This is a genomic window from Achromobacter sp. 01N37, from assembly GCF_056399725.1.
Genome location: NZ_JBFTRX010000002.1, coordinates 569,950 through 594,265, shown reverse-complemented (window position 1 = coordinate 594,265; position 24,316 = coordinate 569,950). Strand labels below are relative to the sequence as shown.

The window sequence follows — 24,316 nt, the reverse complement described above, 5'->3', positions numbered from 1 at the left end:
CGCGGCGTCCAGCGCGTTCAAGATCAATCCATCGACATCGTGGCGATATCGATGAACCAGCTCTTGGGCTGCACCACGCCCTTGACCTTCGGCGAGATCGCGCGCGGGCCGACGTCATGCGCAATCCAGACGAACGGCGCTTCTTCCACCACGCGCGCATGCAACTTGGCCAGGGCCGCGTCGCGCTCGGCGGGTGCGAAGGTGGTGCGCGCATCCTTGATCAAGCCGTCGATCTCGGCGTTGCCGAAGTAGCCCCAGTTGTTGGAGGCTGGCGGAAAGGTCTTGGTGCTGACAAAGCGCACGATGGCAAAGAACGGGTCCATCGCCGCGAAGCTGACGTTGATAGCGTCGCTGCCGTTGGCCGACGGGTCCTTGGCGCCCTTGCGCCAGTTGGTGAACAGCGTGTTCCACTCGACCACGTCAAAGCTCACGTCGAAATAGCAGTCTTTCAGGTTCTGCTGCACGAACTCATTCATGGGCAAAGGCTGCATCTGGCCGGAGCCGGACGCGGATGTCTGCACCTTCACCTTCACCGGCTTGGCCTTGGAGAAGCCGGCTTCCGTCATCAGCTTGCGTGCGGCGTCCGGGTCGTACTTGATGTCGAACTTGGGGTTGCCCCACCACGGATGGCCTGGCGGCACCGTCCCCTTGGGCTCGGCCATCATGCCGCCCAGCAGCTGCTTGAGTTCACCGCGGTTCACGCACAGGTTGGCGGCTTGCCGCACGCGCGCATCCAGCCACGGCGAGCCTTCCTTGAACGACAACTGCCACGGCCACACGTGCGGCTGCTCGTTGGAATAGATGATGAAGCCGCGGCCCTTGATCGTGTCGAACGCGTCGGGCGCGGGCGCTTCAATCCAGTCCACCTGCCCGGACATCAGCGCCGCCGTGCGCGAGTTGGCTTCCGGCAGGGGCAGCATCACCACGCGGTCGATCTTCGGCCGGCGCTTTTCATCCCAGTACTGATCGTTCTTGACGACTTCCAAGCGCTCGCGCGGCACGAACTTGGCCATCTTGAAGGGGCCGGTGCCGGACGCGTCAGCCGCAAACGCGGCCCATGCCTTCTGCGAACGCTCGGCGGCATCGGTCACCGACGCGGGCACTTCCGCCAGCTTCTTGTTCCAGTGCGCGGGCGACGCCATGTACAGATTGGTCAGGTTGATCGGCAGGAAGGAATCCGGCTCGGTGGTGATCAGTTCCACCGTCAAGTCGTCGATCTTTTTCGCTGACTTCAGCGTCGGCATGCGCGAGGCCGTGACGCCCACCTGGCTGGCGTCGAACTGCGGGGCGCTCTTGTCCAGCACCTTGCCCACGTTCCACACCACGGCGTCCGCATTGAAGTCAGAGCCGTCGTGGAACTTCACGCCGGGGCGCAGCTTGAACACCCACTTTGTCTTGTCCGCCGCATCCACCTCCCACAACACGGCAAGGTCCGGGATCAACACGCTGGGGCCGTCCTTCTGCGACAAGTCCCATTGCGTCAGGCCGTCGTACATCGGAATGCCGGTGAAGCGATTTCCCTCGAACCCCTGGTCTGGCTGACCCAGCGTGCGGGGGATGTCTCCGGCGGTCATGCCAATGCGCAAGACCTTTTCGGCATGCGCCGATCCGGGGGCAATAACGGCGGCGCCGGCCGCCGTCAGCGCGAGCGCGGCGGCGAGGGATTTGATGCGGAAACTCCGTGTCTGCATTGTGGTTCTCCAATGTCTTGCATGGCGAGGAGCCGGATGAAGGAACCAACCCCGAACGCGCATTCCCCGCGAGGGTGCCGTGCGCGTGAACAGAGTTAGTACACAGAATTTGTATAAGCAATTTCTGTGCCATTTTGAGAACATCGCAGTGTTGTCAGGGATAGTCCTGAGCGGCCAGGCCAGGCCCGGCCCGCCGCGGCGCGAGGCAGGTCACACGCGCGGGCGTAGGCAGCCACGCGGGCAGAGGGCTATCGACAGGGAAACCCGCATGCGGCGCAGGCAAGCCGACGTCACAGAGAAGGCAGGCAGCGGGCCAGTGCAGGGCACCCAGCAGCCACCTAAAACACCTAAAAGAGCACCTAAAAGAGCACCTAAAAGGCACCAACGCAGCGCCGCGTGCGCCGCCTTGGTGCACCCTGCACGTCAACGCATCACGCGATGCCCGCTTGCGCCAGCATGGCGCGCAGCAGGACGTTGCATCCTGCTTCCAGGTGATCGGGGCGAGCGTCCTCGATTTCGTTGTGGCTGATGCCGTCCTTGCACGGCACGAAGATCATCGCGGTAGGCGCTACGCGAGCCACATACACGGCGTCGTGTCCCGCCCCGCTGACCACATCCATGGCCGACAAGGACAAGTCGCGCGCGCCGTCCCGCACCGACTGCACCAGCGCGGGGGCAAACGGTTGCGGCGCGAAATACACCACCTGCTCGACGTCCGCCTTCACGCCCCGGTTGCCGGCCGCCGCCTGCACCGCCGCGCGCAAGGCGGCGTCCATGGCGGACAGCGTCACATCATCTGCCGCGCGCAGGTCCACCGTCAGGCGCACACGGCCGGGGATGACGTTGCGCGAATTGGGAAACACATCCATCCAGCCCACCGTGCCGCGCGCATCGGGCGCATGCGCCAACGCAATCTGGTTCACGGCCAGCACCAATTCCGAGGCAGCCAACAAGGCGTCGCGGCGCAGTGGCATCGGCGTGGGGCCGGCATGCGCTTCGACGCCCGTCAGCACCACGTCGTACCAGCGCTGCCCCAGCGCGCCCGTCACGACGCCGATCACGGTATCGGCCGCTTCCAGCACCGGGCCTTGCTCGATGTGCGCTTCGAAATAGGCGCCCACTTCGTTCGGGTTGGACGGCGGCACGGCGGTCTTGCCGTCGTAGCCGATGGCGGTCAAGGCATCCCGCACGCTGACGCCCTCGCGGTCTTCTTGCGACAGCGCATGCTCCAACGTGAACGCACCGGCGTACACGCCCGAGCCCATCATCACCGGCACAAAGCGCGACCCCTCTTCGTTGGTCCACACGGCCAGCTCCAGCGGCGCTTCGGTCTGGATGTTCTCGTCGTTCAGCGTGCGCAACACTTCCAGGCCTGCCAGCACGCCATAGTTGCCGTCAAACTTGCCGCCGGTGGGCTGGGTGTCGATGTGGCTGCCCGTCATGATGGCGGGCAAATCGTTGTTGCGGCCCGCACGGCGCGCGAAGATATTGCCGATGGCATCCACGCGCACTTCACAGCCGGCCTCGCGCACCCAGCGCACGAACAAATCGCGGCCCTGGCGGTCAAGCTCGGTCAGCGCCAGCCGGCACACGCCGCCTTTTTCCGTGCCGCCGATCGCGGCCAGATCCATCAAGGACTGCCACAACCGTGCGCCATCCACGCGCAGGTCGGCCAGCGTTTCAGGTGCGGGGGCAAGGCTCATGGGGACTCCTGGTGACAAGTCGGCCGCGACACCTCGCGGCAAAGGTTCGCCCGATTCTGCGCTGTGTACCAGCCCGATGCAAACGCCGGCCTACAAGGGATTCCCCTCACCCTCCTCGCGCGTCAGGCTCTGCCGATAGCTTCTGCAACCCACCGCCAGCAGCACCACACACAGCACCGTCGCCCCGGCGATCAACAGCGAAAGCGACTGCCCCACCGCGCCGGGATTCTTGAACAAACGGTCAGTCAGCAAGGCCACCGCCGTCGTGCCCAGCCCCAGCCCGATCAGGTTCGATATCAGCAGGAACAGCGCCGACACCTGCGCGCGAATCTGATTCGGCGGCAGGATCTGCATCGCTGCGGTAGACGTGGGCATGGGAAACGACGCAAAGAACATCGCGGGCAGCAAGAGCGCCACCGACACGCCCACGCTGTCCACCTGTGTGAACGCCACCGCCGGCAACGCCATGCCCACGGCGCCGATCACGCCTGCGCGCAGCGGCGCATCGCGGTAGCCGCGCTTGGCCAGCGCATCCATCAGCCAGCCGCCGCAGAACACGCCCGCGGTGTTGGCCACCAGCACCACCACGCCCAGCATGTACCCCACGTCCACGGGCGACATGCCGAACTTGCGCATGTAGAAGGCGGGCGTCCAGCCCAGCAGCGCAAACAGCACCATGGCGTAAAACGAAAAGCCCAGGTAGTGGCAAAAGAAGGTGCGGCGGTGGCGGCCCAGAAAACGGAAGGTGTCCCGGATGGTTGGTTTTTTTGCCTGGCCATCGGCGCTGCGGCGCAGGCCCAGCCGTTGCGGGTCACGCACCGTCAACAGAATCAGCAATGCCACCAGCAAGCCCGGCAGCCCCACGATGAAGAACGTCACCTGCCAGGGCCGCATCGCACCTATCCACGGCACCACCACGCTGTCCACACTCTTGAGCAGATTGATGACATAGCCGCCAATCAAAAACGCCATGCCGCCGCCGATGAACGAGCCGATCGAATAGATGCCCACGGCGCGGCCCAGCTTGTCGCGCGGGAACATGTCGCTAAGCATGGAATAGGTGGCGGGCGACAGCGCGGCCTCGCCCACGCCCACGCCAATGCGCGCCAGGAACATATGCGCAAAGTTGCGCGACAGGCCACAGGCGGCCGTCGCCAGGCTCCAGAACGCCACGCCTATCGCGATGATCTTCGGGCGCGAATAGCGGTCGGCCAGCAGGGCGATGGGGATGCCCATCACGGCGTAGAACAAGGAAAACGCCAAGCCGTGCAACAAGCTGAACTGCGTGTCTGACAGCTGAAGATCGTGYTTGATCGGTTCGATCATCAGCGCCAGGATCTGTCTGTCGACGAAGGAAAATATGTACGCTAGCATGCATATCACGACGACGTACCACTCGTAGGCGTAGCTTCGTTTCGTCACTTGCGGCAGCGTGGCGTCAGTCATTTTTTTCCCTGGTAGTTGTCCGTCTTTTGTAGGTCTTTGCGCAGCCAGGCTCTATACGCCGGACGCAACGACTGTTCCCACCGCGCAGGAAAGCATGTTCAACGACACCTATCCGCTGAACCGCCATTGCTTGCTGAACTCGGGCAACGCCGCCGAGGTCAAGGATCAGGTCAGCCAACACCTGTGGTCACATCGCATGTGCGTCGCCCAGGGAAAACCCTTGCAGTCGCGTCTGTACGGCGTATTCTTCGGCAACGCGGCGCTGTTCGATCTGCACTACGGCGCCGAAGTTGAAATTGACGCCGGCGACATCGCCAGCTACTACCTGATCCGCATCACGCTGCAAGGCTCTGGCCTTGTCACGCTGGGCAAGCGCAGCGCGTTGATGCAGGCGGGCAGCCTGACGATTTCGTCGCCTTCAGAGCCCAGCGTGATCAGCATCGGCCGCGACTGCCGCAACCTGATCCTGCGTGTCGAGCGCCAGGCGCTTGAGCACCAACTGCAACGCCTGCTTGACCGCCCCATCAAGCAGGCGCTGGTGTTTGATCTTGAAGTGGATGCCGACGCGCCGGGCCTGGCCGCCGTGCGCGAAACGCTGGACTATCTTTGCCGGCTGTACCAGCACCCCGCCATCGACGGCGTCACGCAGACGCTGGCAGCAGGGTTTTCCGATTACTTGCTGGCCTTGCTGCTGACCCAGCTGCCTCATAACTATTCCGAGTCGCTGCGCGCCCAGCGCGGCCAGCCCCTGCCGCAGCATGTGCGGCGCGCGCGGGAATACATCGAGCACCATCTTGACGAGGCCATCTCGCTAGCGGATCTGGCCGCACACTGCGGCGTATCGATCCGCACGTTGCAGAACGGATTCACCCAGTTCTTGAAGCAAAGCCCCAGCGACTATGTGCGCAACCAACGCCTGACGCTGGTGCATGCGGCGCTGGAAGCGGCGCGCGCGGGCGACAACGTCACCGACATTCTGCTGCGCCACGGCGTCACCAGCTTCGGGCATTTCGCAACCCATTACCGCAAGCGTTACGGCTGCCTGCCGTCTGATACCTTGCGCCAGCACAGGCCCTAGGCGTCAGCGCTGCCGGCCTTGGCTGCGCTGTCGGCCCTGGCTGCGCTGTCGGCCTTGGCTGCGCTGTCGGCCCTGGTTGCGCTGACCGGCCTGCGTGGCTCGGCTTGCGCGGCCCGGCCTGCGCGGCTCGACCTGCGCGGCCCGGCCTGCGCGGCCCGACCATTCCCTTGCCGGATTGGAATGGCGCTTGCGCGTTTGGCGCAGCGCCGCGTGGCGCCCCGCCGCTAGGATCAAGGCTCCATCGAAGGAGCTTTGATCATGCGAATCAGCGTAATAGGCGGCGGCCACGGCTGCTACGCGGCGGCGGCCGAACTGGCGGAACGGGGGCACGAGGTGCGCTGGTGGCGCCGCGACACTGTCGCGTTCCAGGGCTTGCGAGACGCCGGCGCGCTGACCGTCACCGACTATCGCGGCACGCGCCAAGTGCCGCTGGGCAAGGGGCCAGGCCAACTGGAACTAAGCGCCTCGCTGCCCGACGCAGTGGCCGACGCGCAAGTGTTGGTCGTCCCCCTGCCCTCGACCACGCACGACGCGCTGGCGCCGGCATTGGCGCCGCTGTTGCAAGACGGGCAGGTGGTGTTCCTACCGCCCGGCACATTCGGCAGCTACGTCTTTGCGCGCGCCCAGAAAGACGCCGGCAACACCGCGCGCGTGGCCTATGCAGAAACCGGCACCCTGCCCTATCTGGCGCGCAAGCACGGGAACACGGTCGTGATCAGCGGCTACGCCACGCGGCTGCCCACGGGCGTATTCCCCAGCCGCTTGTCGGACGAAGCGCTGGCGCGGCTGAAGCAGGCTTACCCCAGCATCGAACCCATTGAAGACGGCCTGTCCGGCGCGTTGATGAACGCTGGCCCCATCATCCACCCGCCACTCATCATGATGAACGCCGGGCCGTTGGAACACTTCGACAAATGGGACATCCACAACGAAGGCACGCAAGCGTCCATCCGCCGCGTGACTGACGCGCTGGACGCCGAACGCATCGCCATCCGTGTCGCGCTGGGCTACGCCGCGCCGCACTTCCCGCTGGCCGACCATTACGCCAGCGAGGGCGACGAATGGATGTACGGCCGCGGCGCGCACGGCAAGCTCACAGACAGCGGCGACTGGCGGGAAACCATCAACCTGCACACGCATCGCTACATGCTGGAAGACACGCGGCTGGGCCTGTCTTTCCTGGTGTCGATGGGACGTTGGGCAGGCGTGCCAACCCCGGTTGCACAGGGGCTGCTAAGCGTCGCCAGCGCCATCACCGGCCGCGACCTGTACGCCGAAGGCCGCACGCTGGAACGCCTGGGGCTGGACCGCCTGTCGCGCCGCGGCATGGCCGAACTGCTGGCGCAAGGATGCTGAACATGGACGACAGAATCTGCGTGGTCGGCGCGGGCCGCATGGGCGAAGGCATTGCGTTGTCGTATGTGCACGCGGGGCGGGACGTGACGCTGATCGACATCAAGCCCCGCAGCGCGACCGAGCAAACCGAGCACGACGCACGCGTGCTGGCCAACCTGCAACGCGAACTGGCCACGATGACGCGGCTGGGCCTGCTGGATGCCGCCCAAGCTGGCCTCGCCATGCGCCGCGTGCGCCTGTGCGGGCGCGATAGCGCGGCGGCTGACCTGCATGGGGCACGCATCGTCTTTGAAGCCGTGCCCGAACGGCTGGACGCCAAGCGCGATGCCTTCCTGTGGCTTGCGCAAGCCTGCGCGCCCGACACCGTCATCGCGTCCACCACATCCACCTTTCTGGTGACCGAACTGGCGGAACTCGTGGCAGGCCCGGAACGATTCCTGAACGCGCATTGGTTGAACCCCGCGCATCTGATCCCACTAGTCGAAGTGAGCCGTGGCCCAAAGACCAGCAACGACGCGCTGCAACGCCTGCTAAACGTCTTGCGGCAAGCCGGCAAGGTGCCCGTGCAATGCGCCCCCGCCGCGGGCTACATCGTGCCGCGCATTCAGGCCTTGGCGATGAACGAAGCCGCCCGCATGGTCGAGGAAGGCGTGGCCAGCGCCGAAGATATCGACACCGCCGTGCGGCTGGGTTTCGGCCTGCGCTTCTCGGTGCTGGGCCTGCTGGAATTCATTGATTGGGGCGGCGGCGACATCCTCTACTACGCATCGCGCTACCTGTCCGCCGAAATCGGCCCGCGCTTCGCCGCGCCGGATGTCATCGCCCGCAACATGGAACAAGGGCGTAACGGGCTGCGCGATGGCCAGGGCTTTTACGACTACGCCGGGGAGGACGTGGATGCCTACAAGCTGAAACGCCTGGGCGAATTGTGCAAACGGCTGGAGGTGATGGGACTGCTGCCGCGCTTTGATGCGGCGAAGGCTGCCGCCGGTTCGAACCGGACCGGCAGTTAGCGGTTGGCGGTTGGCGGTTGGCGGTTGGCGGTTGGCGGTTGGCGAATCGCGGATCGCAGTTCGCGGTTCGCAGGTCGCGGTTCGCAGGTCGCAGGTCGCGGTTCGCAGGTCGCAGGTGGCAGGTCGCAGGTCGCAGGTCGCAGGTCGCAGGTCGCGGACGGCGCTTAGCGGATCAATTCCTCCAGAATCTGATACGCCAGCCGCACACGCGCTTCGTTCGGATAGTTCTTGTTGGCCAGAATCACCACCCCGACCTTTCTGGCCGGCACGAACGCCACGTAACCGCCGAAACCGTTGGTCGACCCCGTCTTGTTGATCCACACATCATCGCGCGGCGCGGACGGCGGCGTCATTGCGGTGACCGGGTGGCTCCGGCTGTTCAACGTACCCGCGTTGGCCGCCAGCAGCGCGTCCAGCGTGGCGGGATACGCCAACTGTTCCCACGCCAAGTCTTGCGTCATGTCGCCCACGCGGTAGTACCCGACATGCGTCTGGCGAATCGCGCGATGAATGGCATCATTGCCCGCGGCGTTCATGTTCGCATCCACAAAGCGGATCAAGTCACGCGCGCTCGTCTTCACGCCATACGCCTCGGCCGCCAGCACGCCCGGGTTCACGCGCACGGGCGCATCCTGCTTGTTGTAGCCCTGCGCGTAATCGCCCATCTTTGCCGCCGGCACGTCGATGTAGGTGTGCGACAAGCCCAGCAGCGGAAACAGCGTCTTTTCCATGGCCTGCGTGAACGGCTGATCCAGGCTTTTGGCCGCCACCACGCCCAGCATGCCGATGCTGGGATTCGCATAAGTGCGGTAGGTGCCTGCGGCGTACTGCGGGGTCCAGGCTTTCAAGTAATCCATCAACTGCGCGTCATTGCGCACCGCGTCCGGCACCTGCAACGGAAAGCCGCCACCCGTGTGCGTACCCAGATGAATCAGGTTCAGTTTGGCGAATGCCGAGCCCTGCAACGCGGGAACGAAACGCGCCGGGCTATCGCCCAGCGACAGCTTGCCCAGCGCTTCTGCGTAGGTAGCCAAGGTCGCCGTGTAGGTCTTGCTGATCGAGCCCACTTCAAACAACGTGTCGGGGCTGACCTTCGCCTTTGTCTGACGCGACGCCACGCCGTACTGGTGAAATTCGTGGAGGCCGTCGCGGGTAATGGCAATCACCAGGCCCGGCACGCCGTGTTCCTGCATCAGCGCCTGCGCTGCGGCATCGATCTTTTGGTCGGTCTCGGAGGGCGCCGCCATCGCGGGCGGAACAGACGCCATCGATGACAAAACGGCCAATGCCAACAACATCGTGCGTCGCATCGCGGGAAAGCTCATTCTTTTCGTCCTATTTTGATCAGACAGCTACGCGCGCCGCCGGCAACATAGTACTAACCCTGAATCAAATGCGACAGAAACTTGGCTATTCTCTACTCCGTCGTTTTAAAACCGCGTAGAAGAGACTGGCCCTTGCGGCCAGCGCCGACGGAGCAACCGCCCCGGAAACTCTCAGGCAACAGGACTGCGCGAGTCTAGACAATCTGGAGAGAGGCGCCGTGCGCGCCCACCGAAGGGGAACCCGCCGCCGTCAGCGCTGCGGGTGAAGCTCTCAGGTACAGAGACAGATGGGGTGCTGCGGCCTAGATGGGCCGCTGCCACACCGTCTGGAGCCATCATGCCCCGCATCGCCATCATTGGCGCCGGTATCACCGGCGTCACGTCCGCCTATGCCTTGTCCAAACTGGGTTACGACGTCACCGTCTACGACCGCCAGCGCTACCCCGCCATGGAAACGTCCTACGCCAACGGCGGGCAGCTATCGGCCAGCAACGCCGAAGTCTGGAACAGCACCGCCACCATCCTGAAAGGATTGCGCTGGATGTTGCGCAAGAACGCCCCGCTGCTGCTCAACCCCAAGTTCAGCTGGCACAAGTATTCGTGGCTGGCGCAGTTCATGGCGCAAATCCCGAACTACCGCGACAACACCATCGCCACCACCCGCCTGGCCATCGAAGCGCGCCAACACCTGTTCGACATGGCCGATGCAGAAGGCATCGATTTCGACCTGGAACGCCGGGGCATCCTGCACATCTATCACGACGCCGCTAGTTTCGACACCGCGCGCCGTTCGAATGCATTGCTGGAAGCGGGCGGGCTTGAACGCTACGCGGTGTCCAGCAGCGAAGCGCGAGACATCGAACCCACCCTGCAAACCGGTTGCTACGGCGGCTTCTACACGCCATCCGACGCCACCGGCGACATCCACAAATTCACGCGCGGCCTGGCCGCCGCCTGCGAACGCCGGGGCGTCACCTTCGTGCAAGACGCCGACATCGACAACATCAGCCGCGACAGCCGGCCGTACGTGCTCGACATCCTGCGCAACGGCGGCACACAACGCGAACAACACGAAGCCCACGCCATCGTCGTCTGCGCGGGCGCCGCCAGCCGCAAATTCGCCCAGCAACTGGGTGATTCGCTGAACATCTATCCGGTCAAGGGCTATTCCATCAGCGTCCACCTGGACGACGCAGAAAGCCAGGCCGCCGCGCCGCGCGTCAGCCTGCTGGACGAAGCCGCAAAAATCGTCACCAGCCGCCTGGGCGACCGCTTCCGCGTGGCCGGCACGGCGGAATTCAACGGCTTCAACATGGACATCCGCGCCGAACGCGTCCAACCCCTGATCGACTGGACCCGCAAGCACTTCCCCAACGTGAAGACGTCCCGCGTGGTGCCCTGGTGCGGCCTGCGCCCCATGACCCCCAACATGATGCCGCGCGTCGGCCCCGGCAAACGGCCCGGCGTGTTCTACAACACCGGACACGGGCATTTGGGGTGGACGCTGTCGGCAGCAACGGCGCAGATGCTGGCGGCGAGCGTGGGGCGTGCGCTGCCGGTGGGGTGAGGAAGGGGGGATTGCGGTAAGCCGAGAAGCGCAGAGGACAAGATCGTTGCGCTTCGCACGATGGGCCCGCGGAAGGCATTTCACCTTCCGCGGGTTTCAACGCGCTGACCACGCCGGGTCAATTCGTGCACGGGCAAAAAGCCTTACCCCTGCAAGGTCTCGAAAAACGATTCAGCCTCATCACCATTCCCAAGCACCTTGGCAGCTTCACGAATCGCCGCCTCCCGATACTTCGGCTTTAGTTCCCAATCATCGTCCCGCAAGTCTTCATCGGCGTCATGAAACACGACGCCAATCGCAGCCGCTGCCGCCGCGAACGTCAGCAGGTCAGGCGCAAATTCATCGGTGGTCCAAGACCCCGCGCCATGGCGCGCGAACAGTATCTGTCCGGTTTGAGTATCCAGAATGAACGGGTCGGCGTTCATATCTGCGATCACCAGCCATTCATCCCGCCAATCGGCTACGCGCTGGCCGTTTGACGCATCCCATCGATAACCGGCTTGCAGCGTCCACAGGCGATGCAACGGCGGAAAACTGATTGCGGTCTCTGACAGCGTGATGCCCACCGGGCCGACGTTCTCGTGATAGGTCTCGCCCCAGGGGCCGATCTGCTCGTAGAAGTCAGCCAATGATTCAGGCAAGGGAATATCGCCGGTCCATGCGCTGCGGGGTTGCGGGCGCAGTTCGCCGAACAGGGAAAATTGTTCTCGGATCTTGGGAATGGAAATCATGGCGGCAATGGGCAAATGCGGGAAAACGAATGCCGGGGATTATCGCCGCTCGGTAACGGTGCGAGAAACCGAAGGGGCCGCCATCAGTAAGTCATAGGGGTTGATTGCCCCGCCGTCATAGATTCCATAGTGCAAATGCGGCGGTGTGCCCTTGGCGTTGCCGGTATTGCCCACATACCCCAGCACATCGCCTGGCGCGACCAATTGTCCGCGCTGGATATCTGCATAGCCGTCCAGGTGCGCGTAGTAATGCCGCTGGCGGCCGGGCCCCAGCACCCACACCACTTGCCCGCCCAGATTGTTGGTGCCGACCTGCATGACGACGCCTTCCGTCGTGGACAGCACGGGCGTCCCGCGCGCCGCAAAGATGTCGATGCCTTCATGCCGCCGCCCGCCCGCACGCGCCGCGCCCCAGGTATCGGCCAGCCGCGCAGGCGTGACGCCCTGCACCGGAACCGGCAAAGCGGAAGGCGCTTCCTGCCATGCCAGCCGCGCCATATGCCACGGCGCGCGCGCGGCATCCGGCAGCCGCGGCCATGCCCAAACTGCCAGCGCGGCGCCTAAAGCCAGGACGACGACACGCCGAAGAAAACGCCATAGGGGGTGTGCATTCATGAAGGGTTCGACGCTTGGCACCCCAGGGGGTTCCCCGCACCTCCCCTTCGCCCTTCGCCCTTCGCCCTTCGCCCTTCGCCTCGTCGCCAGTCGCCTCGTCGCCCGTCGCCTCTTCGCCCGTCGCCCCCTCGCCCTTCACCCCCTCGCCTGCCCCCTCGTTACACGAACACCAGACAAACCGGCGTCGCCACCTGGGCGACCACGTCCGGGTCTCCCAGGCGCCCGCTCGGACCGTCTACGCGCAGGCGCAGAATCGAGTCGCCCTTTTGGTTTAGCGCATACACGCTGCCGCCGTCTGGCGACATGCTTAGCGCGCGCGGGAAGCGCAGCCCTTCGGTCCAGGTTTGCACACGGGTCAGCGCGCCGTCTGCGCCGACGGCGAAGACGGCGATGCTGTCTGCCTGGGGGTGGTCGTTCTGCACGCGGCGCGTGGACGCATAGAGGTAGCGGCCGGACGGATGGATCAGCAGAGACGCCGCATTGGCCGCGCCGGTAAAGCCTGCGGGCGTGGCCGGCACGATGTGGCGCGGTTCCAGGACGCGGCCTGCACGGGCGTCGTATCCCAAGCACGCGATCGTGGCGTCCAGCTCGTTGACGACATACAGCAGCTTGCCGCCAGGATGCAGCGCGAGGTGACGGGGCCCGCTGCCGGCCGGCAATGCCGTGCGGCCGGCCAGCGCCATGCGGCCCTCTTCCAGGGTGAACAGATTGATGCGGTCACTGCCCAGGTCGGTGGCCAGCACGCGTTGGCCGGTAGGGTCGAACAGCACCATGTGCGGATGCGCGGATTCCTGTTCCAGGCGCGGGCCGGAACCGGTTTCCTTGACGATGCCTGAGACGGAACCCAGCGACCCGTCGAGATGGATTGGCAACACGTTGTAGGTGCCACCCAGGTACTGCGCGGTGACCAGATGGCGGCCGTCGGGCGATACGGCCAAGTGTGCGGGCGCGGTGCTGGCCAACGACAGCGGCTGCCGGTTCAGCAGGTGCAACGTGCCATCGTTCTCGTTGATGGCATAGGCTTCCGCGGTGCCTCGGGGCAGGCCTTCCCAGTGATCGATTTCATTGATGGCGTACAGAAATCGTTGTGACGGATGGACCGCAAGGAACGACGGATTGACGCTTTGCACGACCTGAACCAGGCGCCATTCGTCCGCGCGCAATGCAAAGACGTGGATACCTGCGGAAGGCGGCCCGCCGGCGGTGCCGCCCGGCCCGTCATGCGTGTAGGTGCCCACGTAGGCAAAGCGGACAGGGTCCGCGGCAGATGCCGTGGCGCCCATCGCCGACAGCCACGGCCCCACCGCGCCTGCGGCCGATAAGCCGCCTGCGAACTGAATGAAGGATCTGCGCGGCGCACTCGAAAGGGAGTTCATGACAGGTTCCGGCAAGGCAAGCCGCGCGCCATCATGGGCGCACCGACATCGCGTGGTGGAAGATATTGTTGGGATCGTAGCGGCGCTTGACCTGTTGCAGGAAGGGGTACAACCCGCCGTCGCCGTAATACAGCTGCGGCCAGAACGGGTAGGCCAGCATGTCGCGGTCGGGGTAGTTGATGTAGCAACCCTGATAGCGGCTGCCCGGATACGGCGTGCCTGCGTAGGCCGCGTCCAGCCCCGGGCCGGTATAAACGTCGCGATAGAAATCCGCCATCCAGCGCAAGTGCATGGCGTCGTGATCGGCGTTGTTCCAATAGGTTTGATACTGAAGCTTCATGACGGAGTCGCGCTGATGAACGGCCGTGTCCCGTAAGCGTTCAGGCCGGTTGATGGCGCCGCCATACGAATCCACCTGCAACAGCGACTGCCGCAGATCGGCGCCAGGCACGTCACGCGTCAGGTGCGCGTAAATGCGCGCGGACTCGTGCGCCGTGAAGTTGCCCTTCATATAGGCCGACTTGTATTTGCCGCGCTGGTTCGGCCCCGAGCCGTTCAGCGTTTGCGTGGCCGCGAGCCAGTCGTAGCGGATGACCGTGTGGGGTTCGCTACAGAGCAAGTCGCCGCCCAAGCGCGGACGCGGCAGGCCCGGCGTGGTGGCACGCGCGGCAACGGGCGCACATGGGCGAAAGCGGTCGAGGAAGTCTTGCAGCACGCTCAAGTTACGGCACGTGCCATCTGGATTGCAGAACTGCACGATCATCACGATCTGCCCGGCGGCTTGATGCGTGAGCTTCAGCAATGAAAACATGCCCCAGGTGTCGGCGTCCCGGCCCCGCGTGTCCCAGTAGCTGCCGTAGATATCCAGCAACTGCGCAAAGCGGGCGGGCGTCATGCCCGCCCAGTCGAACGCAACGGTGGCGATGGCCACTTCGCGCGGCGCTTGCGGCAGCGTGGCGAAACCATAGCTGGTGATGACGCCAAAGTTTCCGCCGCCCGCGCCGCGGCAGGCGCGGAACAAGTCCGCATCGTGCGTGGCGTTGACCGTGCGCGGCACGACTTGCCCGCTGGCGTCCACAGTAAGGATGTCGACGGCGCTTAGCCAATCGGACGCCAGCCCTTGCAGGCGTGACAACAAGCCGTAGCCCCCGCCACTGATGTGGCCGCCCGCCCCCACCGAATAGCAGGAGCCGCCGGGCAACGACACGCCGTAGCGCTTGTACAAGTCTTGATCGCCATTCCAGTTTTGTGAGCCGGCCGCAATGCGTAGCAACCCGTCGGCCGATGGCGGCACGCGGTCAAGCAGGCTCAAGTCCAGGATGGCGCCGCCCGGGTTATTCGAGACGAAGTCTTCGTAGCAATGGCCGCCGCTGCGCACCGTGGGGCGCATGCCTGCGGCGACGATGCGGGCCAATGCAGCGGCCGCCTCTTCGGGGGTTTCACAGAGTTCGATGCGGGAGGGGGCCTCGCCGGGCTGGGCCGGCCACCGCAGGTTGAAGCCTTTTTTAAGGGTGGTGTAGCGGGGATCGCCCGGCATTACGCTGATGCTCATCTTGACTCGCCTCCCGGGCCGCATGCTTGGCCACGACGCGTCAAGGATAGGCCGAGAGCCCGCCGAAGATCTGTAAGAGGAGTCCGATTTTTCGACGTCCGATGTTTGGGCCGCCGACGCATCGACGATCGCCGCACCGCCCGTCCCCTTGCGGCGTCTACTGATACCGCTCGCGATATCCCACGGGCGACATGCCGCAATACTTGTTGAAGATGTCGCGAAACGCTTTGGTGTCGTTGTAGCCGACCTCATACATGACTTCGGCCACGCTTTTGCGCGAACTCTCCAAGCACTTCTTGGCCGCTTCCACGCGCACGCGCTGCACGTACTCGACGATGCTGTTGCCGGTGGCCTGACGAAAGCGGCGTTCCAATGTGCGGCGGCCCAGCGCGTGACGATCGGCCAGATCTTCCACCGTGATTTTTTCTGTATAGCGCCCTTCGATATACGTCTGCACCGCGCGCACGACGTCGTCAGCGTGGGCCTTCTGGCCCATGAACACGGCGAACGGCAATTGGCTTTGCCGGCTCCAGTCCAGCTGAAAATACTTGGCGCACCAGATGGCGGTGTCGCGGTCGGTGTATTTTTCGATCAGGTGCAAGACCAGATGCGCGGCGGAGAAGGCGCCGCCGCTGGTGTAGACGCCGTTTTCGGCCATGACGACGCGGTCGCTCGTCCACTGCACGTTGGGGAACAGGCTGGCGTAAAGGTTCTGCGCCACCCAATGCACGACGGCCTGTTGGCCATCCAGCACGCCGCCCGCCGCCAACAACGCAGCGCCCATGCACAGGCTGGCCACTTCGCCGCCGTTGCGGTGATGGCGGGCCAACCAATCGATGAGTTCGCGGTTGGACAACACGGCGTCGGACACCGCGCCCAGCAAGGGCGGCGCAATGCAGATATCAACGTCTGGCGCATCGGCCAGCACCATATCGGCCTGCACCCGGATGCGCCCGTCATCCAGGCTGACTTCACGCGTGAGCGCCAGCGTGCGCACCGTGAATTGGGGCGGGCGGCCACGCGCGGCAAGGTATTCGTTGGCCACCAGGAAACCGTGGCGCGCAGTTTCCAACGAGGCGATATTCGCACCCGTCGGCAAAAGAAAGGCGACGTTTTTCATGCCGATAAGCATACGCCTGAGAGGTGTCGCAATCCACCCGCAAGAATGTCGCAAATCCCTATCTGAAACCGTCGTCAATCCCGATACAGTGGCATCTACCGGCTGTCAGGCCGGGCAGGCATCGGCCCTGGCCAGCGGGCGTGGCCGGCGCCTGTAGAACAACAGGGATCAAAGGAGTGGCAGATGGAAAAGTACATAGATGGTTACCTGCTTGCCGTGCCGAAAGCGAACTTGTCTACCTACGTCGACATGGCCAACAAGGCCAAGGTGGTGTGGCTGGAACATGGGGCGCTGGATTACCGCGAATGCGTGGCCGACGACATCGACAAGGAAGGGTTTGCGTCGTTCTCGAAGGCGGCTGGCGCGCAGGACGGAGAAACGGTGGTGTTCGCCTGGATTCTTTACGAGAACAAGGCTGAACGCGACCGCATCAACGAGAAAGTGATGGCCGACCCCCGCTTGAACGATATGGCCTGCGAAGGCGTGTTCGATTTCAAGCGGATGCATTGGGGCGGATTCAGCACCTTGGTCGCCAAGTAAAAAATAAAACGGGCGGCGTGTCGATATTGGCACTCCCCGTTCGTCGTAGTAGCAGGAGGACTCGCCCCCACATCGCATCGCACTGCATTGCATTGCGGCAGGCCGGTCCGTCCCCCACCGCTCATTCAACGTATTTGGAGACGCATCATGGCTACCCCTGCAACGCAACCCATTCCCGAAGGCATGCACACCGTCACCGCGCACATCGTGTGCGAAGGCGCGTCGGACGCGATCGCTTTCTACAAGAAGGCGTTCAATGCCGAAGAGCTGGCACGCCTGCCCGGCCCCAACGGCAAGATCATGCACGCGGCCATCCGCATCGGCGATTCCGTGGTGATGCTGATGGATGACTTTCCCGAATGGGGCAGCCTGGGTCCGAAGGCGCTGAAGGGTTCGCCCGTGACGCTGCACCTGTACGTCAAAGACGTGGACGCCGCCATGAAGCAGGCCACGGATGCGGGCGCCACCGTTGCAATGCCCGTTGCCGACATGTTCTGGGGCGACCGCTATGGCCAGGTGATCGACCCTTGCGGTCACCGCTGGTCGATCGCCACGCACAAGTTCGATTATTCGCCCGAAGAAATCCAGCAGAACATGGCGAAGATGGGTGAGATGAGCGGTTGCGGCGACGCGGCTAAAAAATAAGTCCTGCGCCCGGGCCGGCACGACGCCGTCCCGGCCGGCATGGACCTGGCTGCTTGGACCTGGCTGCTTGGACCTGGCTGCTTGGACCTGGCTGCTTGGACCTGGCTGCTTGGACCGGCCAGCATGGACCAGCCTGCGTGGACGCTATTGAGGCGTGTACGGTCCCAGGAAATCCAGCTTGCCGATTTTGACTCCCGCATTGCGCAAGATCGCATACGCGGTCGTCACGTGGAAATAGAAGTTGGGCAGCGCGAACGTCAGCAGATACGTATCGCCCTGGAACTCGGGTTTGAAGTCGCCGAAGTTCACGACGATCTTGCGGGATTCCGCGCCTTCGACTTGCTCGGGCGTCACCGTTTGCAGATAGGCGATGGTGTCGGCGATGCGCTGCTGCAATTGCGCAAACGTCGTTTCCTCATCCGGAAACTTGGGCGCCTGCCCTTGGGACAAGCGCTGAACGGCAAATTTGGCGGCGTCGCTGGCGCGCTGGATCTGGCCGGACAAGGGATACATGTCGGGCGCGAGCCGCGCGTTGACGAGTTCAGACGGATCGAGCCCCGCAGCGTCGGCGTGGGCCGCTGCTTTTTCCAGCAACGAGGCCAGCACGGTCATGCCGCGGATGAAGACAGGCACAGAGGCCTGATAGACAGAAAGAGTCATGGCGATAATTTCCAAAGTTGGCCCACGCTAGGGGCCGGCCTGAACGGCGCCCACTCGGGCGGTTTACGGGTCAGGGGGGTCACGGGAATCAGGGGGATCGGGGATGCGCAGATCTTACTGCCGCGCCCTGCCGAATCCCGCCCGTGCCCGTCGACATCAGCATTCTCAAAAGACGAACAATCGCCGCGAATGACGAACCCTCACGCCCTACGGCGCGATCTTCCCGGCCCCGGTGCGCCGCAGGCTTTGAAAGAACCGCCAGACCAGCGCCGACGCATCCGGCCCGCCGCCCGCATGGTATTTCACCGAGGCATCGCCGCCGCTCCACGCATGTTCCAGCCGCGTGATTTCGCATAGCCGCAATACGGTCTTGCGTCCGCGCATCATGTCCAGCCGACGGTACGCCTTTTCGGTGCCCAGGCCCAGCACGCGTTCCATCGGCACGTCTTCCGGACGCAGATCATTCAAGGCGCGGAATTGTTCGAACAATTGCTTGGCATTGCGCGGCGCTACCGCCGGGTCCAGCTGACCTTGCAGGATCAGCGCAGGCATGCCCAATTGGAAAACGGCGGGGTCCGACACGCCTTCCAGAATGGGCAACAACGGTTTCACCGACCCGCGCCGCATCGTGCTGATGCCGTTGGCGGCGGTGTGCGCATCGCCCACGACCGGGCCGGAATGCATGGCCACCGCAGCAACCAGCGACGGATGCCGCAAGGCGACAAGCGCCGCCATGCCCGCCCCCGCCGACATTCCGGCGACATAGACGCGTTCGGGGTCCAGCCCATGGCGCGCGACTTCGGACCGGATCAACGCCGCGATCAGATCGGCCTCGCCCCCGCCATGCTGGTCATCGGGCTGAAACCATCGCCAACAACGCTGCACCTGGCGCGTCATGGACTGTTGCGGATACAGCACCATGAAGCCGCCGGCATCCGCCCATTGATTCATGCGCGTGCCACGCGCAAAGGACAGTGACGTCTGCCGGCAGCCGTGCAGCATCACCACCACCGGCAGGCCGGTCTTGGCCGCGGCAAGCGGGGTGTAGCGTGCAAAAGCCAACTGCCGCCCTGCCCCATCGGAGAACTGCCGCGAGGCTTCCCAGCGCCCGCCGCCCAGCGATGAGACCGCGGGCGTGCGTGACGGGGTGCTGGCGGACGCGGCGCTGGCAGATGACGTGCCGCCCGCCGCTGGCTTGGCCGTCGACTTGCGCGCCGCAGGGCGCTTGCGGGCGGGCTTGGGCGACGCCATGCGTAACGCGGCGCGCTGGAGCTTGCTTAATTTCTTGGCGGCTTTGAAAAACAGACTGGTAAAACTGCGTGCCATTGCGAGGCCTCGGCCAGTAAACCTTCTCTTAGAACCTCGGGGCCGGGCCGGGACCGCCCGTCAGCAATTGCAGACAGGACATCAACGCGACGGCGATGGTGAGTATTGACAATACCCTGAGCACTTTACTGGAGTCGGGACGCGTCAACATCTCTGTCATGCGTGTGATGATGTAAGCCCCTACCATTAAGCCAATTGCCGGAATCATGGTGCCTCCCCTTGGAGATCTGTTTGCGGACGGGCTCGTGCGCTGCCGCGTGTGCGAGCCCAGAAAAAAGAACGTCTGCACCGCCTCTTGGGGCGGATCATTTTGTGCGTGAAATGTATCACACAGTAACTTTCGCGCCGCCCATCAAACAGTGATCAACGCCGCCTTGCTTGCCCTACATCAAACGGGCCCCGCATCGCAGGCAACGAGAGGCGCCGCGCACTTGAGCACACGCCGCAAAGCGCCTAAGGTGGACACTTCGCATCAACAAGACGCATTCATGTTCCCCAACGACAGACCCCAGACTCTGGGCGAAGAAATCGCCAACACCATCAGCCATGGCGTAGGCGCGGCCGCCGCCGTCGCCTCTGCCCCCATCCTCATGATTGCCGCCGTGCGTCAGGGCGACGCCGCGTTCATCGCAGGCGCGGCGGTCTTTGCGGTGTCGATGTGCCTGCTGTATCTGGCGTCCACCATCTATCACGCGCTGCCGCGGTGCCGCGCCAAACAGATCTTCAATGTGCTGGACCACTCGGCCATCTATCTGCTGATCGCCGGCACCTATACGCCGTTTGCCTTGGGTGCGTTGCGCGGCCCTTGGGGTTGGACGTTGTTTGGTCTGGTGTGGGGGCTGGCGCTCTTGGGCGTGGGGCTGAAGGCGAGCAAGCGCCTGAACCGGCCCGCGATTTCCACCGGGCTGTATCTGGCGATGGGGTGGATCGTCGTCATTGCGGTGAACCCGCTGATCGAACGCGTGCCCACGGGCGGACTGTGGTGGCTGGTTGCGGGCGGCCTGGCGTATACGGGCGGCGTGGTGTTCTTCGTGTTCGACAACCGCTGGCGCTACAGCCATTTCATCTGGCATCTGTTCGTGCTGGCGGGCACGGTATGCCACTTCTTCGCGGTGCTCTGGTACGCCGCATAGGGTCCGCCGCGTAGCGCGCCCCTGCCCTAACCCTGGCGCAGAAACTCAGTCGGCGAGCGGCCCAGCACCCGGCGGAACATCGTTGAGAATGCCGCCGGGCTTTGGTAGCCGAAGTCCAGCGCAATGGCGGTCACGGCTTCGCCTGCCGCCAGCCGCGCCAGCGCCAGCACCACGCACGCGCGCTGACGCCATTCCGAAAACGACATGCCCGTGTGCGCGTGGAAATGGCGGCTGAACGTGCGCGGGCTCATGTGCAGGCGGTCGGCCCACCCTTGCGGGGGCTGACGGGCATCGGGCGCGGCGATGAAGGCGCGGCACAAGGCCGCCAGCCGCTTGTCGCGCGGCACCGGGATGTGCAACGGCAACACGGAAGCCCGGTCCACTTCGTGCACCAGCAGCGCGGCCAGCGCGCCGTCGCGGCCCGCCAGCTCGTAGTCGGCGGGCATATCCACCGCGTCCAGCAATAGTTGCCGCAATAGCGGCGACACCTCAATCACTTCACACGCGGTGCGCTGCGCGCGCGCCGACCCCGGTTCCAGGTACGCGCTGCGCGTGCTGACGTCCAGCATGCGCACCTGATGCGTGACCCCTGCCGGTATCCACACGGCGCGTTGCGGCGGCACCACCCAGTTGCCATCGCGCGTGGTCACCTGCATGACGCCGGTTGCGCCATACAGCAGTTGCGCGCGCCTGTGCGCGTGCGCAGGCAGCAGCGTGCCCGGCGCGTAGTCGTTGCCGATGGCGACGACCGCGCGGTCCAGGAAATCGTAGTGATCGATATGCGTGTTGCGCATGGCAGGCGATGACGCGTTGGCCGAAACGCAAACATTATTGTCCAATCCTCGAAAGCAGGCCACGCCGCGCCACCGTATCGTCATCTTTTTCCGCAACCGGACGAACGGCATGCTGTATGTGATCTTGGCAATATTTGGCTGCGCAAGCGGCATTACCACCGTGCTGTTTGGCTTTGGCGGCGGCTTTGTGGTGGTGCCCGTGCTGTACGGCGTGTTGACGGCCACGCATGGCGCGAACGACGCCATCGGCCAATCGGCCATGCACATCGCGGTGGCCACCTCCACCTGCGTGATGATCGTCAATTCCATTGCCGCCACGCGCAAGCACCAACGCGCGGGCAATATCCTGCGCGCCTATGTATGGCCGCTGGCGGGCTTTATCGCCGTGGGCGCCTTGCTGGGCGCATGGGCCGCCACGCGCGCTAGCGGCGATCTGGTGCGCGTGGCGTTCATCGTCTATCTGGGCGTGACGATTCTGGACTGCGTGCTGCGCCAGGGCTTCATGGCGCAGCACGCCGCACAAACACCCCGGCCGCTGGGCCAGGGCGTGGTGGTGGGTGGCGGCGTGGTCATCGGCACCATCGCCACGTTTCTGGGCGTGGGCGGCAGCGTGATGACCGTGCCCCTGTTGCGGCGGCGTGGCTTGCCGATGGCCAAGGCCGCCGCCATGGCCAACCCGTTGACGCTGCCCGTCGCGCTGGTGGGCACCGTGGCCTACATGGCGGCCGCGCGCAGCCTGCCCGCCGCGCTCGCGCCCTGGATCGTGGGCTATGTGGATCTGCTGGCGTTCGCCGCACTGGCGCTGGGGTCGCTGATCGGCATCCGCCTGGGCGCGCCGCTGATCCCGCGCATTCCCGACCGCTTGCATGCGCGGGTCTACATCCTGCTACTGGCGCTGGTGATGCTGAGCATGCTGCTGATTTAAGCGGGGTGACTGCGTTGAGCGCGATGCTGAGCTGAGTGCGCTGCTGCTGAGCGCACTGCTGATCTGAGCGCGCCGCTGAGACAAGCCGGCGGCTGATTTCGGCGCGCCACGCACGATTCTTCGGCCTTGCCCACACACCTAAGGAAACATCGCGGCCAGCAGCGACTACGAAACCGCGCAAAACGTTTCCGCACCGCCCCCGGGGGCCGCCCTCCCACAGCGGCCACCCCATATCGTGGCGTGCCGACACAGGAAAACACATCGCGAAACTTGTCCCGCGGCCGGTCACGTCGTCATCATGGTCGGACTCTTAACCGGAACAAGGAGGTTTCATGCAGCGTTCCACTTACGCATTCCTATCCGCCGCCATGTTGACGACGGCGTTGTCCGGTGCTCCCGCCCTGGCGCAGAACGCCAGCCAGCCGCCGGCGGCTCAACCGCAGATGGCCCCCGCCATCGCCCAGCCCACCGACCAGCAGTTGCAGCGCTTTGCCTCGGCATCGCAGAAGGTGTCGGGCGTGGTTGACGAGTACCGTCCCAAGGTCGACGCCGCGAAAACGGACGACGCCAAGCAAAAGGTGGTCCAGGAAGCGGACGCCAAGATGGTGCAGTTGGTGCGTGCCGATGGGCTGACCGTCGAAGAATTCAATGGCATCGGCCAGGCCGTGCAGCAGAACCCGCAATTGAAGCAGCGGGTAATGAACTTGAGCCAGGGCGCGCCCAAGCAGTAAGGCTGGACCGGGGATTGTCCGGCCTGCGCCACGCGCCCCTGGGGTACGTGGCGCTTTTTATTGCCCGCGCCGTCCGTTCGTGCGCAGCGTGATCACAATTTTTATTGCCCGTGCCGCCTGTTCGCGCGTGGCGTGATCGCAATTTTATTGCCCGCGCCGCCTGTTCGTGCGTGGCGTGATCGCAGTATGCTGGCTGCGGTTCTCACCCCGAAGACATCTTCAAGGAGCGCGGTATCTTGACCCCGGACCTTACCCTGTACGACTTGGCGGGCGCGGATGCGTCCCTACGCTTCAGCCCGCATTGCTGGAAGACGCATATGGCCTTGGCCCACAAGGGGCTGTCCGCCAAGACGGTGCCGTGGCGCTTCACTGAAAAGGAAGCGATTGATTTTTCCGGGCAGAAGCTCGTGCCGGTGCTGGTGCATGACACGCATGTCGTCAGCGATTCCTGGCAGATTGCCTGCTATCTGGAAGACACGTTCCCAGAACGCCCGTCGCTGTTTGGCGGCGCGGGCGGACGCGCGGTGAGCCTGTTTGCGAACAGCTGGGCTGACACCACGCTGGTGCCGGTGCTGGCGCGCCTGCTGCTGCCCGCCATCCATGGCCTGATCCACGAGAAAGATCAGGACTACTTCCGCGCCTCGCGCGAGAAGCGCTTTGGCAAGCTGGAAGACCTGCCCGCGGGTTACGCCGACCAGGTCGCCGCGTTGCGCGCCGCCCTGTTGCCGCTGCGTCACCTGCTGGGCAAGCAGCCGTACCTGTCGGGCAGCCAGCACGCCTATGCCGACTACGCGGTGTTTGGCATGTTCATGTGGGCGCGCTGCACGAGCCCCCTGGAACTGCTGGCGGAAGACGACCCGGTGTACGCGTGGCGCGAGAGGCTGCTGGATGCCTTTGACGGCCTTGCGCGCCGCGCGCCCACCGCGGCCGCATGAACAGGTCAACCCGATCAATCAGCGCAATCAGGATGAACAGATCAACCCGATCAA

The 24,316-nt window shown here is 64.5% G+C and carries 23 protein-coding genes and 2 riboswitches; of the genes, 11 read left to right on the top strand and 12 right to left on the bottom strand.

The window, feature by feature from the left end:
- Nucleotides 1–23: 23 nt before the first annotated feature.
- The 3 genes from AC1DSJ_RS05915 to AC1DSJ_RS05905 form a co-directional block, all read right to left on the bottom strand.
- Nucleotides 24–1,691, bottom strand: coding sequence for an ABC transporter substrate-binding protein (locus tag AC1DSJ_RS05915; RefSeq protein WP_054422087.1), 1,668 nt, complete (start codon nt 1,689–1,691; stop codon nt 24–26).
- Between the two features lie 431 nt (nt 1,692–2,122).
- Nucleotides 2,123–3,394: a Zn-dependent hydrolase gene (locus AC1DSJ_RS05910; protein ID WP_342068081.1), complete on the bottom strand. Its 1,272-nt coding sequence runs from the start codon at nt 3,392–3,394 to the stop codon at nt 2,123–2,125.
- Between the two features lie 90 nt (nt 3,395–3,484).
- Nucleotides 3,485–4,840, bottom strand: coding sequence for a spinster family MFS transporter (locus AC1DSJ_RS05905; protein WP_441371560.1), 1,356 nt, complete (start codon nt 4,838–4,840; stop codon nt 3,485–3,487).
- 94 nt (nt 4,841–4,934) lie between these two features.
- Here AC1DSJ_RS05905 and AC1DSJ_RS05900 point away from each other — a divergent pair, with 94 nt between their 5' ends.
- From AC1DSJ_RS05900 to AC1DSJ_RS05885, 4 genes are read left to right on the top strand one after another with little or no spacing between them, the layout of a single operon-like run.
- Nucleotides 4,935–5,918: an AraC-like ligand-binding domain-containing protein gene (locus tag AC1DSJ_RS05900; protein ID WP_054422090.1), complete on the top strand. Its 984-nt coding sequence runs from the start codon at nt 4,935–4,937 to the stop codon at nt 5,916–5,918.
- An 18-nt stretch (nt 5,919–5,936) separates the two neighbouring features.
- A complete protein-coding gene (locus AC1DSJ_RS05895) occupies nt 5,937–6,146 on the top strand; it encodes a hypothetical protein (protein WP_441371559.1) in 210 nt (69 codons plus the stop codon).
- A 30-nt stretch (nt 6,147–6,176) separates the two neighbouring features.
- Nucleotides 6,177–7,274: an NAD/NADP octopine/nopaline dehydrogenase family protein gene (locus AC1DSJ_RS05890; protein ID WP_441371558.1), complete on the top strand. Its 1,098-nt coding sequence runs from the start codon at nt 6,177–6,179 to the stop codon at nt 7,272–7,274.
- A complete protein-coding gene (locus AC1DSJ_RS05885; protein ID WP_441371557.1) occupies nt 7,268–8,287 on the top strand; it encodes a 3-hydroxybutyryl-CoA dehydrogenase in 1,020 nt (339 codons plus the stop codon). Before AC1DSJ_RS05890 ends, AC1DSJ_RS05885 begins: the two co-directional genes overlap by 7 nt.
- A gap of 164 nt (nt 8,288–8,451) precedes the next feature.
- Here the strand turns inward: AC1DSJ_RS05885 and ampC are convergent, their stop codons facing one another.
- Complete coding sequence (gene ampC, locus AC1DSJ_RS05880; protein WP_441371556.1) at nt 8,452–9,612, bottom strand: class C beta-lactamase; 1,161 nt, start codon at nt 9,610–9,612, stop codon at nt 8,452–8,454.
- Nucleotides 9,613–9,718: 106 nt separating this feature from the next.
- Nucleotides 9,719–9,809: riboswitch (glycine riboswitch) on the top strand.
- A riboswitch (glycine riboswitch) is annotated at nt 9,810–9,909 on the top strand.
- Between the two features lie 40 nt (nt 9,910–9,949).
- Between ampC and AC1DSJ_RS05875 the strand changes: the two genes are divergently transcribed.
- Nucleotides 9,950–11,179, top strand: a complete 1,230-nt coding sequence (locus AC1DSJ_RS05875; RefSeq protein ID WP_054422094.1) for a D-amino acid dehydrogenase — start codon at nt 9,950–9,952, stop codon at nt 11,177–11,179.
- A gap of 143 nt (nt 11,180–11,322) precedes the next feature.
- Here the strand turns inward: AC1DSJ_RS05875 and AC1DSJ_RS05870 are convergent, their stop codons facing one another.
- The 5 genes from AC1DSJ_RS05870 to AC1DSJ_RS05850 all read right to left on the bottom strand — a co-directional run bounded on the left by AC1DSJ_RS05870 (nt 11,323) and on the right by AC1DSJ_RS05850 (nt 16,585).
- A complete protein-coding gene (locus AC1DSJ_RS05870) occupies nt 11,323–11,925 on the bottom strand; it encodes an SMI1/KNR4 family protein (RefSeq protein WP_441371555.1) in 603 nt (200 codons plus the stop codon).
- Between the two features lie 24 nt (nt 11,926–11,949).
- Nucleotides 11,950–12,525 carry a M23 family metallopeptidase gene (locus tag AC1DSJ_RS05865; protein ID WP_441371554.1) on the bottom strand — a complete coding sequence of 192 codons (576 nt, stop codon included), beginning with the start codon at nt 12,523–12,525 and terminating at the stop codon, nt 11,950–11,952.
- Between the two features lie 158 nt (nt 12,526–12,683).
- Nucleotides 12,684–13,901, bottom strand: coding sequence for a lactonase family protein (locus AC1DSJ_RS05860; protein ID WP_441371553.1), 1,218 nt, complete (start codon nt 13,899–13,901; stop codon nt 12,684–12,686).
- Between the two features lie 31 nt (nt 13,902–13,932).
- The gene (locus tag AC1DSJ_RS05855) at nt 13,933–15,453 is read right to left on the bottom strand and encodes an FAD-binding oxidoreductase (protein ID WP_054422097.1); all 1,521 of its coding nucleotides are present in this window, start codon (nt 15,451–15,453) and stop codon (nt 13,933–13,935) included.
- A gap of 157 nt (nt 15,454–15,610) precedes the next feature.
- A complete protein-coding gene (locus AC1DSJ_RS05850; protein ID WP_054422098.1) occupies nt 15,611–16,585 on the bottom strand; it encodes a GlxA family transcriptional regulator in 975 nt (324 codons plus the stop codon).
- Between the two features lie 171 nt (nt 16,586–16,756).
- On the opposite strand from AC1DSJ_RS05850, the gene AC1DSJ_RS05845 reads away from it, so the two are divergent.
- The gene (locus AC1DSJ_RS05845; RefSeq protein WP_175171300.1) at nt 16,757–17,113 is read left to right on the top strand and encodes a DUF1428 domain-containing protein; all 357 of its coding nucleotides are present in this window, start codon (nt 16,757–16,759) and stop codon (nt 17,111–17,113) included.
- 147 nt (nt 17,114–17,260) lie between these two features.
- Entirely contained in the window at nt 17,261–17,758 is a 498-nt protein-coding gene (locus AC1DSJ_RS05840; RefSeq protein ID WP_054422100.1) for a VOC family protein, read from the top strand.
- Between the two features lie 144 nt (nt 17,759–17,902).
- Here the strand turns inward: AC1DSJ_RS05840 and AC1DSJ_RS05835 are convergent, their stop codons facing one another.
- Nucleotides 17,903–18,418, bottom strand: a complete 516-nt coding sequence (locus tag AC1DSJ_RS05835) for a DUF1993 domain-containing protein (RefSeq protein ID WP_441371552.1) — start codon at nt 18,416–18,418, stop codon at nt 17,903–17,905.
- A 207-nt stretch (nt 18,419–18,625) separates the two neighbouring features.
- Nucleotides 18,626–19,744 carry an extracellular catalytic domain type 1 short-chain-length polyhydroxyalkanoate depolymerase gene (locus tag AC1DSJ_RS05830; protein ID WP_346550566.1) on the bottom strand — a complete coding sequence of 373 codons (1,119 nt, stop codon included), beginning with the start codon at nt 19,742–19,744 and terminating at the stop codon, nt 18,626–18,628.
- Between the two features lie 488 nt (nt 19,745–20,232).
- Here AC1DSJ_RS05830 and trhA point away from each other — a divergent pair, with 488 nt between their 5' ends.
- Nucleotides 20,233–20,877, top strand: coding sequence for a PAQR family membrane homeostasis protein TrhA (gene trhA, locus AC1DSJ_RS05825; protein ID WP_054422432.1), 645 nt, complete (start codon nt 20,233–20,235; stop codon nt 20,875–20,877).
- Nucleotides 20,878–20,903: 26 nt separating this feature from the next.
- On the opposite strand, the gene AC1DSJ_RS05820 is transcribed toward trhA, so the two are convergent.
- Complete coding sequence (locus AC1DSJ_RS05820; protein WP_346550569.1) at nt 20,904–21,671, bottom strand: AraC family transcriptional regulator; 768 nt, start codon at nt 21,669–21,671, stop codon at nt 20,904–20,906.
- 109 nt (nt 21,672–21,780) lie between these two features.
- Here AC1DSJ_RS05820 and AC1DSJ_RS05815 point away from each other — a divergent pair, with 109 nt between their 5' ends.
- The 3 genes from AC1DSJ_RS05815 (at nt 21,781) to AC1DSJ_RS05805 (ending at nt 24,262) form a co-directional block, all read left to right on the top strand.
- Complete coding sequence (locus AC1DSJ_RS05815) at nt 21,781–22,596, top strand: sulfite exporter TauE/SafE family protein (protein WP_441371580.1); 816 nt, start codon at nt 21,781–21,783, stop codon at nt 22,594–22,596.
- Between the two features lie 332 nt (nt 22,597–22,928).
- The gene (locus tag AC1DSJ_RS05810) at nt 22,929–23,327 is read left to right on the top strand and encodes a DUF4168 domain-containing protein (RefSeq protein WP_054422105.1); all 399 of its coding nucleotides are present in this window, start codon (nt 22,929–22,931) and stop codon (nt 23,325–23,327) included.
- Between the two features lie 236 nt (nt 23,328–23,563).
- A complete protein-coding gene (locus tag AC1DSJ_RS05805) occupies nt 23,564–24,262 on the top strand; it encodes a glutathione S-transferase family protein (protein ID WP_342067682.1) in 699 nt (232 codons plus the stop codon).
- Nucleotides 24,263–24,316: the final 54 nt, after the last annotated feature.